The sequence below is a fragment of the Haloactinomyces albus genome, assembly GCF_031458135.1.
Lineage (GTDB): Bacteria > Actinomycetota > Actinomycetes > Mycobacteriales > Pseudonocardiaceae > Haloactinomyces > Haloactinomyces albus.
In genome coordinates, this window is record NZ_JAVDXW010000001.1 from 709711 (window position 1) to 727274 (window position 17564).

Consider the following 17564-nt stretch of genomic DNA (forward strand, 5'->3'; position numbering starts at 1 on the left):
GCTTTTCCCACTCGAATGAGCGCCCACCCGACCCGGCCCGGCTCGGTGCTCGAGCACGTGTGGATACGTCCCCGCGGGAAAACGGTATAGTGGTGGGTCGGGCTCACTGCGGGAACCGCCCGCCAGGCGGCTTTCACCAGGTGAAAACCCGGCAGGTGAAAGCACTGCATCGGCGCCGGATTCCCACACCCGCGCAGCCCTTCCCGTACGCGTGTAACAGCACGAGGTGGAGCATTGTCCAACTCCCGAGGTGATCGGGAATCCGACCGCACCGATGGCATCGCCGCCGAGCAGCAGTACGTGTCGATGCTGTACGACAAGCTCGACGAGCTGCGCCGGTACACGAGCGAGCGGCTCGCCGAGACGCTGGCCCAGACCGGCGGCACTCCTCAGGCGCGCACCGAGCGCGACATCTCCACCAAGATGCACACCGAGAAGCTCACCCAGCTCAGTGCGGTGGAGAACGGTCTGTGCTTCGGCAGGCTGGATCTCGACAGCCAGGAGCGGTTCCACATCGGCAGGCTCGGATTGTTCGACGAGGACAACGAGTACGAGCCGTTGCTGATGGACTGGCGCGCCCCGGCCGCCCGACCGTTCTACCTGGCCACAGCCGCGTCCCGCGACGGCGTTGTGCGCCGCAGGCACATCCGCACCCGGCGGCGCACCGTGACCGGTTTCGAAGACGAGATCCTCGATCTCGACTCCGCCGAGCAGGGCAGCCATCTCGGGCTCGCCGGTGAGGCCACGCTGCTGGCCGCGCTCGATGCGCGCCGCACCGGTCAGATGACCGACATCGTGGCAACCATCCAGGCCGAGCAGGACCGCATCATCCGCAGCGGGATGAACGGCGTGCTCGTGGTGCAGGGCGGACCGGGCACCGGCAAGACCGCAGTCGCACTGCATCGGGCCGCCTACCTCCTCTACACCTATCGCCAGCAGCTCACCAAACGCGGGGTCCTCGTGGTGGGCCCCAATGCGACCTTCCTGCGCTACATCGGTCAGGTGCTGCCCTCGCTCGGTGAGACCGGGGTACTGCTGTCGACCGTCGGCGAGCTCTATCCCGGGGTTACCGCCACCGGCACCGAGTCCGCCGAGGCAGCCGAGATCAAGGGGCGGTCGAGCATGGTCAAGGTGCTCACCGCCGCGGTGCGGGATCGTCAGCAGGTGCCCAAGGACTACATCGAGGTCACCTTCGATCGCGAAGCACTGCGAGTGGATCGCCGCACGTGCACCCAGGCACGTACGAAGGCGCGCCGGTCTCGCAAGCCGCACAACGAGGCACGGAAGGTCTTCCTCCGCGAGGTGTTTTCGGCGCTGGCTCTGCAGGTCGCCGACCGGCTGGGTCGTGACCTGCTCGATCAGCGCGACATCGACGACATCGAGTCCGAACTGCGCCAGGACCCGGGCGTCTGCAAGGTACTGGACGGCCTGTGGCCGGAACTGACCGCGCCACAACTGCTCGACGAGCTGTTGTCCTCGTCGACACGCCTGAACACGGCGGCGCGCAAGCAGCTCGACGCCGACGAGCGGGCGGCGCTGCTTCGGGAACCGGGCGCCGAGTGGACCCCTTCCGATGCACCGCTGCTCGACGAACTCGCCGAACTTCTGGGCGAGGACGATGCGCAGACACGCGAAGCGCAGGCGCAGCAGGAACGCGAAGAGCTCGCCTACGCGCAGGGCGTGCTGCACATCATGGAACAGGACGACGAGATCATCGACCCGGAACGACTCCGGGTCTCGGACGTGCTCGATGCCGAACTCCTGGCGGAGCGGCACCGTACGCACAGCGATCTGACCGCCGCCGAGCGAGCCGCCGGGGACCGCACCTGGACGTTCGGCCACGTCATCGTCGACGAGGCCCAGGAACTCTCGGCGATGGCCTGGCGCGTGCTGATGCGGCGCTGCCCGAGCCGGTCGATGACGCTGGTCGGGGACGTCGCCCAGACGGGGGCGCCCGGTGGGGCGCAGTCGTGGCACGAGATCCTGCACCCCTATGTCGCCGATCGCTGGCGGCTCGAGCAACTGACCATCAACTACCGCACTCCGGCCGAGATCATGTCGGTCGCCGCTCCCGTACTCTCCGAAATGGACACCGACCTCGAGGTGCCCACCTCCGTGCGCACGTCCGGTGTCCAGCCGTGGAAACGCCATGTATCCGGCGATGAACTGGGCGAGCGGCTGCCCGCGCTGGTGGCCGGGGAGCTGGAGGCCGTCGAGGACGGCCGGCTGGCGGTGCTGCTGCCCCCCGAGCGGCTCGAGGCGATCGGCGCGCTCATCGCGGAGGCGGTGCCGGGTGCGGTCATCGGCACACAACCCGAGGGACTCGATTCGCCGGTGGTGTTGCTCACCGTCGAGCAGGTCAAGGGGCTGGAGTTCGACTCGGTGCTCGTGGTCGACCCGGACGGTGTTCTCACCGAGTCCGAGCGCGGTCTCAACGACCTCTACGTCGCTCTCACCCGTGCCACGCAGCGCCTCGGTGTCGTGCACACCGGTGAGCTCCCGGATGTGCTGGGCGAGCTGGAAGATTGAACGGAACTTTCGTCCCGTCTCCGGGAGAGAAAGTTCCGTTCACCCGCTTCCGCTCGGCTCTCAGCCGATACCGAACAGTGCCTCCAGCGGCCCGATCGCGAAGTACACCACGAACAGTGCCGAAACCACCCACATGAGCGGATGGATCTCGCGCGCACGCCCCTGGCAGGCACGGATCACCACGTAGCTGACGAAACCCGCACCGATCCCGTTGGTGATCGAGTAGGTGAACGGCATGAGCACCATGGTCAGAAAAGCCGGGATCGCGAGACCGAAGTCACCGAAGTTGATTCTCCGGATCTGGGTCAGCATCAGGAACCCGACCACCACCAGTGCCGGACTCGCCGCCTCGAACGGCACCATCGACACCAGCGGTGTGAAAAACATCGCCACCAGGAAGAGAGCACCGGTCACGACACTGGCCAGGCCGGTCCGCGCGCCCTCACCGACACCGGCGGCCGATTCGACATAGGTGGTGTTCGACGAGGTCGAGGCGACACCGCCTGCGATGGCGGCCAGCGAGTCGACGAAGAAGACCCTGCCGATTCCGGGGAGTTTCCCCTGCTTGTCCAGCAGCCCGGCTTCCTCGCCGACGCCGACGACCGTGCCCATCGTGTCGAAGAAGTCGGCGAGCATCAGCGTGAAGACGAACAGCACCGCCGCGACGGCGCCAACCTCCTGGAACGAGCCGAACAAGGAGAAGTTGCCCACCAGGGACAGATCCGGCAGTCCGATGAGGTCACCGGATATCTGCGGTACAACCAGACTCCAGCCGCCCGGATTCGTAGCGCCTGCTTGTCCGAGCCCGCCGATCGCCTCGACGATCAGGGCCAGCACGGTCGTCGAGGCGATCCCGATCAGGATGGCCCCCTTCACGTTGCGGGTCACCAGCACCGCCAGCAGGAGCACCCCCACGGCGAACACGAGTGACGGCCACCCGAAGAGCTGCCCCGTGCTGCCGAGCTGGACCGGCACGGTCGTTCCGGCAGCATCCGGAACCCGCTGCACGAAACCGGCATCGACGAATCCGACGAGCGCGATGAACAGGCCGAGTCCCACACCTATCGCCGTTTTCAACTGACCGGGAACGGCGTTGAACACCGCGGTGCGGAAGCCCGTGAGCACCACGATCAGGATGATGATGCCCTCGAGCACGATCAGTCCCATGGCATCGGCCCAGGTCATTTCGGTGACCACGGTCGTGGCGACGAAAGCGTTCAACCCCAGGCCGGTGGCGAGCGCGAACGGGTACTTGCCGATGAGCCCCATCAGGATCGTCATGACACCCGCGACCAGAGCCGTCGCAGCCGCGACCTCCGGTATCCCCAGCTTCGTACCGGTGACATCCGCAGCCGTGCCGACGATCAGCGGGTTGAGCACCACGATGTAGGCCATCGTGAAGAAAGTGACCAATCCACCGCGAAGCTCCCGGGTCAGCGTGGATCCGCGCGCGGTGATCTCGAAATATCGATCCAGTTTCCCCGTGGGTTGCTGACTCGCGTGCTGTGTACTGCCTGGATCGGTTCCGGCTGCATGCGCGTTCATGCACTGCTCCGTGGAGCTCGAAGGATGAAGGTCGGGCCGCTCCTACCGGATGGAACACATGGAAGCGGGCACAGGCCTGTGCCCGCAGTGCGGTAGCGATGCCCACACATCCCGGACCGGTAAGAAGCAATCGCGGTACCGCGCTTTCGCGTATCCGCGTTCGCGACGCGCATCGTATTCGCCGGGAGTTCACCGATTCAACTCCCGGCGGGTATCCGGACCGAAAATCGGCGATGATGCTGCCCACACGGTGGCACTCACTTCGGTTTTCCATAAGAGGCTCCGGAAGCAGGAACTGTCGGGCTCGCGGCGCCCCACTGCCGGAGCCTCCAAGCGGACAGCACCACGGCAGGTCACCACGATCCTCGGTTGCGGGCCAAGCGCGAGGGCCATCGGATCACCTTGCCGACATCGCGAGCGCGGACACTCCCGGCAAGAAAGGCAACATTCCCACCATCGCGGTACGACGCCGTTTCAACACGTACCGGAATCAACACGGGTTCTCCGCCCGCGGAAACGAAAGCACTCGTGGGCGGGAATTCCGAGACTTGCCCGGCGACTGATATCTTTCCAGCTCAGGACACCCCGGGCCGAGCACGTCGGCGCTTGGCGGTGTCCGAGGACGCCCGCGAAAGCGAAATCCGGTGCGAATCCGGTGCTGTGCCGCAACTGTGATGCCCCGCCGGGTCGGTGGTGGTGAGCCAGGTCGCCTTGCGCGCGGCGTCGATGACCGCCACTTCCGGTGCAGGAGTGCGGCGTCGGTCAGCGCGCGGGCAGCGGCGACAGGCGCCCCTCGCACCGGCCGACATCGAGGACATGATGACCGGCATGATCGGGTTCCGCCGCCTCGCGGCGCTACTGCTCTCCGTCCTGGCTCTACTCATCGGCACCACTGCCTGCGCCACCCGGCCACAGTCCGGCGAGCCCCCAACGCCGGTGAACGATCCGGCCTCGGCGTTTCCCGCTCGGGTCACCATTCCCGGCCAGGAACCCGTGACACTGCCGGAGCAGCCGAAGCGAATCGTGTCGCTGAGCCCCACCGTCACCGAGACGCTGTACGCGATCGGAGCGGGTAAGCAGGTGGTCGCGGTGGACAAGTACTCCAACTACCCCGAGCGAGCTCCGCAGACCCGGATGTCCGGGTTGAACGTCAGTGCCGACACGATCGCCGGGTACAGGCCCGATCTCGTGGTGGCGCCGGACAGCTCGGCCGAGTTGGCCAAGGGGTTGCGGGCCATCGACATTTCCGTCCTGCTCGTCCCCGCTGCGTCGGGCCTCGACGCCGCCTACCGCCAGATCGAGCTGCTCGGCCGCGCCACCGGCCACCACGAGCAGGCGAAGGAACTGACCGGCCGGATGCGTTCGGAGATCAAGGAGATCGTGGCCAACACCCCCGAGCCGCAATCTTCGCTGTCCTACTACCACGAGGTGAGCCCCAACTTCTACACGGCGACCTCACGCAGTTTCGTCGGTGATGTGTACGGACTCTTCGGCCTGACCAATATCGCCGACTCGGCGGGTGGCACATTCCCGCAGCTGTCCGAGGAGCACATCATCCAGGCCAATCCGGACCTGATCTTTCTGGCAGACGTCAAGGGCGGCCAGGTCACCGCGAAGTCGGTGGCGGCACGGCCCGGTTGGGACTCCCTCACCGCGGTGCGTGAAGAGCACGTCTTCGAACTCAACGACGACATCGCCAGCCGATGGGGACCCCGCGTGGTCGAGTTCGTCCGGGTCATCAGTGACGCCGTCACCCGCGTCCAGAAGAACTGATTCGATCGCATGCGTGGTTCGGCCCCGGCAGCAACCTCGTCCCGCTCGTCCCGTTCGGGACAGTCCCCGCCGGATCGGGCCGGTGCTGTTTCCGGTCCGACACTGCGGCGTACGAAGCTGCGTACCGCTCACCTGCTCATCGGTTTCGCGGCGCTGCTGCTGATCAGCCTCGTGTCGGTGCTGCTGGGTGCCGCCGACCTGGGATGGCAACGAGTGCTCGCCGAGTTCGGCGCACAGCTGACCGGTGGTGCCTCGCCGCTGTCCGAGCGGGAAGCTGCGATTCTGTGGCAGCTCCGGGTGCCCCGGGTCGTGCTGGGCGCTTTGGTCGGTGCCGCACTGGCGATCTCCGGGGCGGCGTTCCAAGGCGTCTTCCGTAACCCACTGGCCGATCCGTACCTGCTCGGAGCTGCGTCCGGCGCGGGCCTCGCGGTGACGCTCGTGGTGATGACCATGCCGCAGGCGAATCTGGGAGCGTCCACGACAACCCAACTGGCGGCATTCATCGGTGCGCTCGGCGGTGTCGGGTTGACGTGGCTGGTCGGCCGCTCGGCCGGTTCCGACACGGCGACACTGGTCCTCGCCGGTGTCGCGGTCGGTTCTTTCCTCACCGCCGGGCAGACATTCGCACAGCAACTGCGGCTCGAATCGCTGCAGCAGGTCTACATGTGGATCCTCGGCCGGTTGACGACCACGGGCTGGCGGGAAGTTCTGATCGTACTGCCCTACCTCGTGGTGGCCACGATCGTGCTGTGGTCGTGCGCCCGGCTGCTGGATCTGCTGGGTACCGGTGACGAGGAAGCCGCCGCACTCGGGGTGCGACCGGGACGGGTACGGATACTGGTGTTGCTCGCGGCATCTCTGGCCACCGCCGCTGCCGTCTCGGTCGCCGGGCTCATCGGTTTCGTCGGGCTCGTGGTGCCGCATCTGGTTCGCCTGGGTGTGGGCGGCAGTTTCCGGATCATCGTCCCGCTGTCCCTGCTGTTCGGGGCGTCCTTCCTCGTCGGCGCCGACATGCTCGCTCGGACCGTGATGGCACCGGCCGAACTCCCGATCGGCGTGATCACCGCATTCACCGGAGCGCCGTTTTTCGCCGTGCTCCTTCGCGCCCAACGACGGGCCTGACAACAGCGGCGCACCCGACACGGAGAGGCATATGAGCACCCTGGAACTCGACGAGCTCTCAGCCGGGTACCGGCGGCGCACCGTCGTGTCCGGAGTCTCGACCCGAGTGGATTCCGGCAGTTGGCTGGGCATCATCGGGCCGAACGGCTCCGGCAAGTCCACCCTGCTCAAGGCCATGCTGGGGCTGGTACGCCATGAAGGCCGGGTCCTGGTCGACGGTCGTGCGGTCACCGGACTGCGCCACCGCGACCGCGCCCGCATGATCGGCTACGCACCGCAGATCCCGCAACTGCCGGTCGGTCTCACGGTCACCGACTACGTGCTGCTGGGACGCACCCCGCATCTGGGCCCGCTCGGGCGGGAGGGGAGCGCCGATCTCGATGTGATCGGCCAAGTGCTGGAGCGACTCGACCTCTCGGATCTCGCGGGACGGGCACTGAGCACGCTGTCCGGCGGAGAGCGCCAGCGCACCGTCCTCGCGCGGGCGATCGCACAACGTGCGGGAGTGCTGCTGCTCGACGAGCCGACGACGGGTCTGGATGTCGGCCACGCGCAGGCGCTGCTGGATCTGGTCGACGAGTTGCGGGCAGAGCTGGGGACCACGGTGGTCTCCACCCTGCATGACCTGACCCTGGCCGGCCAGTACGCCGACCGGCTCGTGCTGCTCGAAAACGGTCGGGTGGCGGCCGAAGGAAGTCCGGCCGACGTGCTGACCGCACCGCTACTCGCCGAGCGCTACGCCGCACGTGTGTCGATCCTGCACGCTCCGGATGGCTCCCCCGTCGTCGCCCCGGTGCGGGGCCGGGGCTGAAGTTTTCGGGAGAACTTCAACCCGCTCTCAGTCCACGGAGCCACGTTCGACGATCCACTCGGTTGCTTGGCCGGTGACCTGAGCAATCGATTCGAAATCCTGGTCATAGTGCACGAGGATCAATGCATGGCGCTCAGCCGCTGCCGCGATCACCAGGTCGGGCACCTTTCGCCCCTTGAGGCCCTGTGCTGCCAATGCACGCTGCACACCTCGGGCACGCACAAAATCGGCCTGTTCGATCTCGACCTGCCGCACCACTCCGATCGCCCACTGCAGATGATCCCATTCAGCTGCATTACGAGCTGAAAAGCCAAGTTCGAGATCGCTCTTCGCGCAGCGCGCAAGGAGACGACCGTGCAGGAGGTCGCTGACGACCTTGCGAACGGACTCCTTATCCAGCCTTGTCGCGGCAGCCCCACGGTCGGCGGGTCCGGAGCGGAAGAAGGCTGGATCAGCCCTTCTCTCGGGACTCGGTATCCGGCCGGGAACCCCGCTGGGAGTCCGAGTCCGGATGCTCCCGTTCTTCGGTGTCCTCGTCCGGCGCACTGTCGGCTCCGGAACGCAATGCCCCGTCCTCCTGCGTCGCTGCGGTTGCGGCCGACTCGTCCTCGTCATCGGGCTGGGAGTTCCCGCGCAACACGGCGGGATCCTCCCGCTTGCCCCGCACGAGAACGAGGTAGAGCACCGCGAGCAGGAAGAGGAGAACCGAGGTGTAGACGTTGATGCGCACGCCGAAAATCTCCGTGGCCGGATCCGTGCGCACCATCTCGATCCACACCCGGCCCGCGGTGTAGCCGGCAACGTAGAGCGCGAACAGCCGCCCGTGCCCCATGCGGAACCTGCGGTCGGCCCATACCAGCAGCACCGCGATCAGCAGGTTCCACAGCAACTCGTAGAGAAACGTCGGATGCACGACCGCGATGGGGGTGTGATCCACCGCGACCCCGGTGACCGGGGCAGGGGCGCCGGTCGCGGGATTCACCCGCGCATATATCTCCAGCCCCCACGGCAGGTTGGTCGGACCACCGTAGAGTTCCTGGTTGAACCAATTTCCGAGTCGGCCGATCGCCTGAGCCGTGATGAGGCCGGGGGCGATGGCATCGGCGAAAGCCGGAAGCGGGACACCGTGCCTGCGGCATCCGATCCAGGCACCGAGCGCGCCCAGCGCGACCGCACCCCAGATGCCCAGGCCACCTTCCCAGACCTTGAAAATGTCCAGTGGATTCTCGCCCGGTCCGAAATAGCGGTACCAGTCGGTGGCCACGTGATACAGCCGCCCGCCGACGAGGCCGAAGGGCACGGCGAACACGGCGATGTCGGTGACGGTGCCCTGGTGACCACCGCGAGCACGCCACCGGCGCTCACCCCAGAAGATCGCCACCACGATCCCGGCGATGATGCACAGCGCGTACGCGCGGATCGGAACCGGCCCGAGGAACCAGACTCCACGGTCGGGACTGGGAATGTTGGCCAGGAACGTCGTCGAGGCGGACACCGGGGCAGTCACGACCTCCACGGTATCTGGCGTCCCGGACGCTCCGAGCGCCGCCTCGGGACACACGAGGTGCTCAGCGTGCGCGGACGCCACGTCCGAGGTCGGCAGCCAACTCGGCCACGCCTTCCGGGCCTTGCTGCTCGGCGCGCGTGACGAACGCGGATCCGACGATGACTCCATCGGCGAAAGAGGCGACCTCGGCAGCCTGCTCGGCCGAGCGCACTCCCAGCCCCACACCGATCGGCAGGTCGGTGTGGGCCCGGGTGCGCTCCACCAACCCGGACGCCGCCGCGCCGACGGAGTCACGCGCACCGGTCACACCCATCACCGAGGTGGCATAGACGAAGCCGGAACTCGCCTTGGCGGTCAGGGCGAGACGTTGCTCGGTGGAGGAAGGTGCGACCAGGAAAATCCGGTCGAGATCGTGTTCCTGGGCAGCGGCCAACCACTCCTCGGCCTCATCCGGAATGAGATCCGGCGTGATCACACCGAGTCCGCCTGCGGCACGCAGATCCCGCGCGAACGCCTCCACCCCGTAGCGGTGCACGGGATTCCAGTAGGTCATGACCACCGCGTGGCCACCGGCCTCGGCGACCGAGGACACCACGTCGAACAGGTCCCGGACGCGAAAACCGTTGCGCAGCGCCTCGCCACTGGCTGCCTGGATCGTGGGACCGTCCATGACCGGGTCCGAATACGGGAGACCCACCTCGACGATGTCACAGCCGGGTCCCTCGTCGGTCCCGCGGACCATCGCGGCGAACAACTCCCGTGAGCGCTGCACGGTCGGGTACCCCGCAGGCAGGTAACCGATCAGGGCGGCGCGGTCGGCCGCGGAGCAGTCCCCGAACACCTCGTGCAGACTCACCGGGACTCCTCCTGTGCCGTGTCGGCCTCGGGAACCAAACCGAAGTAGTTCGCCGCGGTATCCATGTCCTTGTCCCCGCGGCCCGACAGATTGACCACGATGAGCCCGTCCGGCCCCAGTTCGCGGCCCAACCGCAGGGCCCCGGCCAGAGCGTGGGCGGATTCGATGGCCGGGATGATGCCCTCGGTGCGCGACAGGAGCCTGAACGCCTGCATCGCCTCGTCGTCGGTGACCGCCTGGTATTCGGCGCGGCCGGAATCCTTGAGCCAGGAGTGCTCCGGCCCGACCCCCGGATAGTCCAGCCCGGCCGAGATCGAGTACGCCTCGGTGATCTGACCGTCCTCGTCCTGCAGCAGGTACGACCGCGCACCGTGCAGGGTTCCCGGTGATCCCTGCGTCAGGGTCGCGCAGTGCTCACCGCTGTCGACCCCGTGCCCCTCGGCCTCGAAACCGACGAGCCGGACGGGGTCGTCGAGGAAGCCGTGGAAGATGCCGATGGCGTTGGAACCACCGCCGACACAGGCCGCCACGGCATCGGGCAGCCGCCCGGCGAGTGCCAGTGTCTGCTCCCGAGCCTCCTCGCCGATCACCTTGTGCAGATTGCGCACCAGGACCGGAAACGGGTGTCCGCCTGCCGCCGTGCCGAGCAGGTAATGCGTGTCGTCGACATGGGTGACCCAGTCGCGCAGGGCTTCGTTGATGGCGTCCTTCAGCGTCGCCGATCCGGTGTTCACCGGCCGGACCTCGGCGCCCAGCAGGCGCATCCGTGCCACGTTGAGGGCCTGCCGTTTGGTGTCGACCTCGCCCATGTAGATGACACAGTCCAGATCGAGCAGCGCGCAGGCCGTCGCGGTGGCCACGCCGTGCTGCCCGGCGCCGGTCTCGGCGATCACCCGACTTTTGCCCATGCGCTTGACCAGCAGCGCCTGACCGAGCACATTGTTGATCTTGTGCGAGCCGGTGTGGTTGAGGTCCTCGCGCTTGAGCAGAATCCGCGCGCCACCGGCATGCTCGGCGAACCGCTTCGCCTCCGTCAGCAGGGATGGGCGACCCGCGTAATCCCGCAGCAGGCGCCCCAGCTCCTCGACGAATTCCGGATCGAGTTGTGCCTTCTCGTACTCGGCTGCGAGCTCGTCCTGCGCGGCGATCAGCGCTTCCGGCATGAACCGTCCGCCGTAGGGGCCGAAGTGACCGCGCTCATCGGGATCGTGCCCCTCGGGAACGGCCTTGCCGGGCCGGTGCGCTCGCGCGTCCTCGAAGCCACTGACATCGCGCACGGGTGCCATCACACGTCTCCTATCCACGGCTCGACCGTGGGCATGCCGGATGGGAACCGGCCGTCACCAACTGGGTCAGCGCAGAACGCGGATTATCGCTGGTGACAAGCCCTTCACCGACGAGTACGGCATCGGCTCCCGAACCCGCGTAGGCCATCAGGTCGCTCGGGCCGCGCACGCCGGACTCGGCGACCTTGAGCACGTCCGCGGGCAGTCCGGGAGCGATCCGGCCGAATACCTCTCGGTCCACTTCCAGGGTATGCAGGTTGCGCGCGTTGATGCCAATGATCTTGCCACCTGCCTCCAACGCCCGGTCGGCCTCCTCGGCGGTGTGCACTTCCACCAACGCCATCATGCCGAGGGACTCGACCCGGTCGAGCAGAGCTTCCAGGGCATTCTGCTCGAGCGCGGCCACGATCAACAGCACCATGTCCGCACCGTGGGCACGCGCTTCGTGCACCTGGTACGGGCTGACGATGAAGTCCTTGCGCAGCAGCGGAGTGCTCACCCTGGCTCGAACGCGGTCGAAGTCGGCCAGCGAACCGCCGAACCGGCGTTGCTCGGTGAGTACGCTGATCACCCGGGCACCCGCCTCGGCATAGTCGGCAGCCAGGTCTGCGGGCTCGCCGATTCCCGCCAGCTCGCCCTTCGACGGGCTGCGCCGCTTGACCTCGGCGATCACCCCGACGCCGGGCTCGTGCAGAGCGGCCCAGACATCCCGGGGCGGCGGCGCGGACGCGGACCGCTGCTTGATCTCCTCGAACGGGACCGCGGTCTCCCGGGCTGCCATGTCCTCACGGACGTTTTCGATGATGGTGTCCAGCACGCTCACGCGAGCACCTCGCCTCGGGCCGCTCGGGCACTCGTTCGCGCGCCGTTGTATGCGCAGATGCATTCCTTGCGCTCGATCACGACACTCCCCTTCCCCGCCGTGCCGGTCGCGTCATCGATGCTAAACCCGTGTGATGCGCTGCCCGGCCAAGGGGTCGGAAGAATGTCCCAGCACAGTAAGGACCTTCGTCCCTGGCGCACACCTCGGGGATATGGTGGTGAATCGTTTTCGAAGCCCATCGGGCCGGGTTTTCCTCAGGAATGGTGATCGTGTCCCCCTGCCGGGTCGGTAGGGTCGTCTCCCTCGTCGAGCGCGTCCCACCATTGCCGGTCCGGATCCCGGGATTCCTGCTTGGCCGTCGCCGGCGTGGAGTACTTGGCCCCCATGGCAGGCATCCGACCGGCACGCAGCACCACCAGCAGGCCGACGGCGAGCAGCAACAGCGCGCCGAGTGACATGAGCATCGGCCCGAGCGGATTCATCGCCGATCGAGCGAGTGGCTCACTGCCCGGTGGAGCCTGTGGAATGTCGTCGATCGGCACGGATCCGATGAGCCAGTCGGTCACCCGCCATGCCAGCAGCCCCCCTTCCAGCGCCACGAGGAGCCCGATGAGGCGCCGCATCCATCCGCCGGTGGCGAGCACGGCCGCGATGGCGGCAAGTGTGGCCAGGGCCAGCGGCACGAGTTCCGGCCGCACCATCCCGCCGGGAATCCCGGCAGCCTGGTCCCCGGAGAAGGGCGTGCGATACCGCTGCTGAAACCAGACCAGGGAACTGGCGGCCCACAGCAGCCCGGAGGCCGCCAGCATGAGCACGATGCTCCACACCAGACTCCGGCGACTCCGGTGTGGCACCGAACCGGGTTCCTGCTCGGTGGTCACGCTACTCCGCCACCCTTCACGGGTTGCGTATGCGCACGACTCGAATCGGTCGGCGCCCCCTCAGGCTGAGCCTCCTTCTCCTGCTGCCCACTCGGCTGCTGCCCACTCGGCTGCTGCAAGGTCTGCGCGGTGGCCACCGCATTGAGCACCGCCCTGGCCTTGTTCAGGCATTCCCGATCCTCGGCGACCGGGTCGGAATCGGCGACGATGCCTCCTCCCGCCTGGACATAGGCCATACCGTCACGGACCAGCGCCGTGCGGATCGCGATGGCGGTGTCGGCATCGCCCGCGAAGTCGAGGTAGCCCACCACACCCCCGTACTGCGCGCGCCGGGTGGGCTCGAGTTCCTCGATCAGTTCCAGCGCCCGCGGCTTCGGTGCTCCGGACAGCGTTCCCGCGGGAAAGCACGCCGCGACGGCGTCGAACGCGGTGTAGCCCTCCGCCAGCCGCCCGGACACCGTGGACACGATGTGCATGACATGGCTGTAGCGCTCGACCCGGAAGAACTCCACCGGCCGCACCGAGCCCGCACGGCAGACCCGCCCCAGGTCGTTGCGTCCGAGATCGACGAGCATCAGGTGCTCGGCGCGCTCCTTGTCGTCGCTGATGAGTTCCTTCTCCAGCAGCGCATCCTCGTCCTCGTCGGCACCGCGCCAGCGTGTCCCCGCGATGGGATGCGTGGTGGCCTGCCCGTCGCGGACGGTGACCAGCGACTCCGGGCTGGAGCCGACGATATCGAAGTCGGGTCCACCGTCGGGGTCCTGCAGCCGGAGCAAGTACATGTAAGGACTGGGATTCGTGGTGCGCAGCACCCGGTACACGTCGAGCGAGTCGGCACCGGTCGGCATCTCGAACCGCTGGGAGACCACGACCTGGAAGGCCTCGCCCGCATGAATGGCCTCCTTGGCTCGCTCCACGGCCTCGTGGTGCTCCTCGGGCGCACGCTTGCGGGTGAACTGCGCCTCCGGCCGGGAGAACGCCGCCACGGTGGGTTCCGCGGGCGTACAGAGCTGCTCGGTCATCTCGTCGAGGCGGCGCACCGCGTCGTCGTAGGCGAGATCGACGCGCTCGGGGCTGTCGTCCCAGTTGACGGCATTGGCGATCAGCGTGATGGTGCCCTCGTGGTGGTCCAGTGCGGCCAGATCGGTGGCCAGCAGCATCACCGTCTCGGGAATCCGCAGGTCGTCCTCGGTCAACTCGGGCAACCGCTCCAACCGGCGCACGGCGTCGTAGCCGAGGTAGCCGACCATCCCCCCGGTCAGCGGTGGAAGCCCCGGCAGCGGATCCGTGTGCAGGAGCCGGACGGTCTCCCGGAGTGCTTCCAGCGGATCGCCGCCTTCGGGCAGGCCGACCGGCGGAGTGCCCATCCAGTGCGCCTCGCCGTCCCGCACGGTCAGTGCCGCCGCACTCCGCGCACCGATGAACGACCAGCGTGACCACGAACGGCCGTTCTCGGCGGATTCGAACAGGAAGGTCCCCGTACGATCTCCCGCAAGTTTGCGGTATACACCGAGCGGGGTCTCGTCGTCCGCGAGCAACCGCCGTACGACCGGAATCACCCGGCGTCCGACCGCGAGTTCCCGGAACTCGGCACGAGAGGGGCTGATGCTGCCGATGTCACCGTCGCCGACCATGCCCGCCATTGTGCCGGGCGCTCCCGCGCTGCTGCTCGCCACCTCGGGTGCGCCCGGTTTTGCCCTTCGCGGGCCGGGACGGCGAGGATGACCGAGTGAGCAGTGACACCGGCCGGGAGGACCACCCGCGCGCATCCCGTCGCCGAGGGCGACGGCCCGGTGGTACCGACACTCGTGCGGCGCTGTTGGAAGCGGCCCGCGAGGTCTTCATCGAACAGGGTTACAACGGCGCCACGGTACGCATGATCGCCACCCGGGCAGGTGTCGATCCGGCCATGGTCAACCACTGGTTCGGCGGCAAGGAAGGCCTGTTCACCGCCTCGGTGTCCATCCCGATCAATCCGGCCGAGCTGATCCCCCAGTTCCTGGAGGCCGGGCCGGAAGGAGCCGCGGACCGCATGGTGCGCTCGTTCCTGACGGTGTGGGATACCACCGGAGGCGGGGATTTCATGGCGCTGGTGCGCAGTATCGCCACGCACGAGACGGCGGTGCGGATGCTCCGCGAGTTCGTGGCGACCGTGCTCTTCGGGAGGCTGACCCGGACGCTGGGGGTCGATCGGCCCGAACTCCGGGCGGCGCTGTGCGGCACGCAGATCGTCGGCCTGGGCATGATGCGCTATGTCGTCGAACTGGAACCGCTGGCCTCGGCCGACCACGACACCGTCGTCGCCGCCGTGGCACCCAATCTGCAGCGCTACCTCACCGGCGATCTCGGGGAGAGCCTCGCCACCGAGACCGAGCGAGGATAACGCACCGCTCGAATGGGGAGATTTCCACGACAATCGTCCCACGATCAGCCGTGCGTGTGGCCCGCTTCCGGCGTCAGCAGCACATCGGCGTCGAAGCAGGTGGCCTCGCCGGTGTGGCAGGCCTCACCGGTCTGGTCGACCACGAGCAGCACGGTGTCCCCGTCGCAGTCCAGACGCACTTCGTGCACGTACTGGACGTGCCCGGAGGTCTCACCCTTGACCCAGCGCTGTGCGCGGCTGCGCGAGTAGTAAGTGCCCCGGCGGGTCGTCAACGTCCGGTGCAGCGCCGCATCGTCCATCCACGCCATCATCAGCACCTCACCGGTACCGCGCTGCTGGGCGATGGCGGCGACGAGCCCGTCCGCATTGCGCTTGAGCCGGGAGGCGATCGCCGGGTCCAGTTCGGTGGCCGCCGCGTCCTGGTCGCTCATCGGACCGTGATCCCTTCCGCCCGCATCGCTTCCTTGACCTCACCGATCCGCAGCTGTCCGAAGTGGAACACACTGGCGGCCAGGACCGCATCGGCACCGGCGTGCACGGCGGGCGCGAAGTGCTCGACCGCCCCCGCGCCACCACTGGCGATCAGCGGAACCTTCACCGCGGATCGGGCCGCGCGAATCATCTCCAGGTCGAATCCGGCCTTCGTACCGTCGGCGTCCATCGAGTTCAGCAGGATCTCGCCGACGCCGAGCTCCTCGCCTCGCTGGGCCCACTCCACGGCACAGATTCCCGTACCCCGACGACCGCCGTGCGTGGTCACCTCGAACCCCGAGGGCGTCGGTGCCCCGCCTTCCGGCACCCGGCGGGCATCCACCGACAGCACGACGCACTGCGCACCGAACCGCTGGGAGGACTCGCGGAGCAGTTCGGGGCGGGCGATCGCGGCCGTGTTCAGACTGACCTTGTCCGCACCCGCGCGCAGGAGCCGGTCGATGTCGGCGGGACTGCGGACACCGCCGCCGACGGTCAGCGGAATGAACACCTGCTCCGCGGTACGGCGGACCACGTCGTAGGTGGTCTCCCGCTCGGACGAGGAGGCCGTGACGTCGAGGAACGTCAGTTCGTCGGCTCCCTCGGCATCATAGGCCTCGGCCAACTCGACAGGATTTCCCGCGTCGACGAGGTCGGTGAAGTTCACACCCTTGACAACCCGCCCCTGGTCGACGTCCAGACAGGGGATCACACGCACCGCAACGGCCATACTCTCAGGATACGGAGCCGCCGGGGTGACCTCCTCAGCCGCCTGCCTCGACGAGCCCGTGAAGCAACCTGCCGATCGACCGTTCGAACTGCTCATCGGGATCCGCGGTTTTTCCGGACGCGGACACGGCCCGTGCGAACACCGGGTACTCGCCACTTTCGACGACGCTGCGCAGGTAGGGCTCAAGGTAGGCACGGTGCTGCTCGGCGGTTCCACTCCTCCGCCGACGCTCCTGCTCGTCGGCCAGCTCGGAGGCGACATAGGACGCGATGAACCCGTTGATCAACGCGTAGATCTCCAGCATCGCCGCCGGGTCGACGCCGGCGGCGTCGAGAGCGGTCAGGAACGATTCCAGGACCCGCAGGACGTTCGGACCGTACCCGCGGCGTTCGAGGACCAGGCGTGGTGTCCACGGGTGGCGGTGCATGATCAGACGACCCTGGCGCACAAGATCGTGCAGGTCTTCCTTCCAGTCGCTGGAAGGGGCGCGCGGCAGGACATACTCCCCACAGATCTCGTCGAACATGAGCTCGACCAGATCGTCCTTGCTCGACAGGTACCGGTACAGGGACATGGTCCCGAGTCCGACCGCGGAGGCGACCCTGCGGATGGACACCGACTCCAGTCCGTCGCTGTCGGCGATCTCGACGGCCGCGGCCACGATCTCGCTCCGGCTCCGTGTCGGCTGGGGGCCGCGTCCCGGGCGCTGTGGGCGGGCCCAGATCAGTTCGGGTGCGTCGTCGTCTGGCACGTGCTCCATTCTCGTCCCGCGCACCAGCCACCTCGAGGGTGGTGGACATCAGTTGCGTACACCGTACTTGGATGAGTACGTTCTTGGCGAGTACAG

16 protein-coding genes are annotated in these 17564 nt (G+C 67.6%); 5 read left to right on the top strand and 11 right to left on the bottom strand.

Annotation, left to right across the window (positions count from 1 at the left end; genetic code table 11):
• Positions 1-234: 234 nt before the first annotated feature.
• Positions 235-2529: a HelD family protein gene (locus tag JOF55_RS03300; RefSeq protein ID WP_310269345.1), complete on the top strand. Its 2295-nt coding sequence runs from the start codon at positions 235-237 to the stop codon at positions 2527-2529.
• A gap of 60 nt (positions 2530-2589) precedes the next feature.
• Here the strand turns inward: JOF55_RS03300 and JOF55_RS03305 are convergent, their stop codons facing one another.
• A complete protein-coding gene (locus JOF55_RS03305; protein WP_310269348.1) occupies positions 2590-4074 on the bottom strand; it encodes an NCS2 family permease in 1485 nt (494 codons plus the stop codon).
• Positions 4075-4770: 696 nt separating this feature from the next.
• On the opposite strand from JOF55_RS03305, the gene JOF55_RS03310 reads away from it, so the two are divergent.
• From JOF55_RS03310 to JOF55_RS03320, 3 genes are read left to right on the top strand one after another with little or no spacing between them, the layout of a single operon-like run.
• Complete coding sequence (locus JOF55_RS03310; RefSeq protein ID WP_310269351.1) at positions 4771-5847, top strand: ABC transporter substrate-binding protein; 1077 nt, start codon at positions 4771-4773, stop codon at positions 5845-5847.
• A gap of 9 nt (positions 5848-5856) precedes the next feature.
• The gene (locus JOF55_RS03315; protein WP_310269354.1) at positions 5857-6969 is read left to right on the top strand and encodes a FecCD family ABC transporter permease; all 1113 of its coding nucleotides are present in this window, start codon (positions 5857-5859) and stop codon (positions 6967-6969) included.
• A gap of 31 nt (positions 6970-7000) precedes the next feature.
• Positions 7001-7780 carry an ABC transporter ATP-binding protein gene (locus JOF55_RS03320; RefSeq protein ID WP_310269357.1) on the top strand — a complete coding sequence of 260 codons (780 nt, stop codon included), beginning with the start codon at positions 7001-7003 and terminating at the stop codon, positions 7778-7780.
• A 27-nt stretch (positions 7781-7807) separates the two neighbouring features.
• Here the strand turns inward: JOF55_RS03320 and JOF55_RS24350 are convergent, their stop codons facing one another.
• The 7 genes from JOF55_RS24350 to JOF55_RS03355 form a co-directional block, all read right to left on the bottom strand.
• Entirely contained in the window at positions 7808-8326 is a 519-nt protein-coding gene (locus JOF55_RS24350; protein ID WP_374727213.1) for a PIN domain-containing protein, read from the bottom strand.
• The gene (lgt, locus tag JOF55_RS03330; protein ID WP_310269363.1) at positions 8232-9287 is read right to left on the bottom strand and encodes a prolipoprotein diacylglyceryl transferase; all 1056 of its coding nucleotides are present in this window, start codon (positions 9285-9287) and stop codon (positions 8232-8234) included. Before lgt ends, JOF55_RS24350 begins: the two co-directional genes overlap by 95 nt.
• A 61-nt stretch (positions 9288-9348) precedes the next feature.
• Positions 9349-10143, bottom strand: coding sequence for a tryptophan synthase subunit alpha (gene trpA, locus JOF55_RS03335; RefSeq protein ID WP_310269366.1), 795 nt, complete (start codon positions 10141-10143; stop codon positions 9349-9351).
• On the bottom strand, positions 10140-11429 hold the full coding sequence (gene trpB / locus JOF55_RS03340) for a tryptophan synthase subunit beta (RefSeq protein ID WP_310269369.1): 1290 nt from the start codon (positions 11427-11429) through the stop codon (positions 10140-10142). The genes trpA and trpB overlap by 4 nt, the downstream gene beginning before the upstream one ends.
• Before the next feature lie 10 nt (positions 11430-11439).
• Positions 11440-12252, bottom strand: a complete 813-nt coding sequence (gene trpC, locus JOF55_RS03345) for an indole-3-glycerol phosphate synthase TrpC (protein ID WP_310269371.1) — start codon at positions 12250-12252, stop codon at positions 11440-11442.
• Between the two features lie 254 nt (positions 12253-12506).
• On the bottom strand, positions 12507-13133 hold the full coding sequence (locus JOF55_RS03350) for a Trp biosynthesis-associated membrane protein (protein WP_310269373.1): 627 nt from the start codon (positions 13131-13133) through the stop codon (positions 12507-12509).
• Positions 13130-14767 (bottom strand): anthranilate synthase component I, encoded by a 1638-nt coding sequence (locus JOF55_RS03355; protein WP_310269376.1) that lies wholly within the window; start codon positions 14765-14767, stop codon positions 13130-13132. Before JOF55_RS03355 ends, JOF55_RS03350 begins: the two co-directional genes overlap by 4 nt.
• Before the next feature lie 95 nt (positions 14768-14862).
• Between JOF55_RS03355 and JOF55_RS03360 the strand changes: the two genes are divergently transcribed.
• Positions 14863-15516, top strand: coding sequence for a TetR/AcrR family transcriptional regulator (locus JOF55_RS03360; RefSeq protein ID WP_310269378.1), 654 nt, complete (start codon positions 14863-14865; stop codon positions 15514-15516).
• A gap of 44 nt (positions 15517-15560) precedes the next feature.
• Here JOF55_RS03360 and hisI read toward each other — a convergent pair whose 3' ends face one another.
• Genes hisI through JOF55_RS03375 form a run of 3 tightly spaced genes read right to left on the bottom strand, consistent with a single transcriptional unit; the run spans position 15561 to position 17468 of the window.
• The gene (gene hisI / locus JOF55_RS03365; RefSeq protein WP_310269381.1) at positions 15561-15947 is read right to left on the bottom strand and encodes a phosphoribosyl-AMP cyclohydrolase; all 387 of its coding nucleotides are present in this window, start codon (positions 15945-15947) and stop codon (positions 15561-15563) included.
• A complete protein-coding gene (gene hisF, locus JOF55_RS03370; RefSeq protein WP_310269383.1) occupies positions 15944-16717 on the bottom strand; it encodes an imidazole glycerol phosphate synthase subunit HisF in 774 nt (257 codons plus the stop codon). Before hisF ends, hisI begins: the two co-directional genes overlap by 4 nt.
• 34 nt (positions 16718-16751) lie before the next feature.
• Positions 16752-17468 carry a TetR/AcrR family transcriptional regulator gene (locus JOF55_RS03375; RefSeq protein ID WP_310269387.1) on the bottom strand — a complete coding sequence of 239 codons (717 nt, stop codon included), beginning with the start codon at positions 17466-17468 and terminating at the stop codon, positions 16752-16754.
• Between the last annotated feature and the right edge of the window lie 96 nt (positions 17469-17564).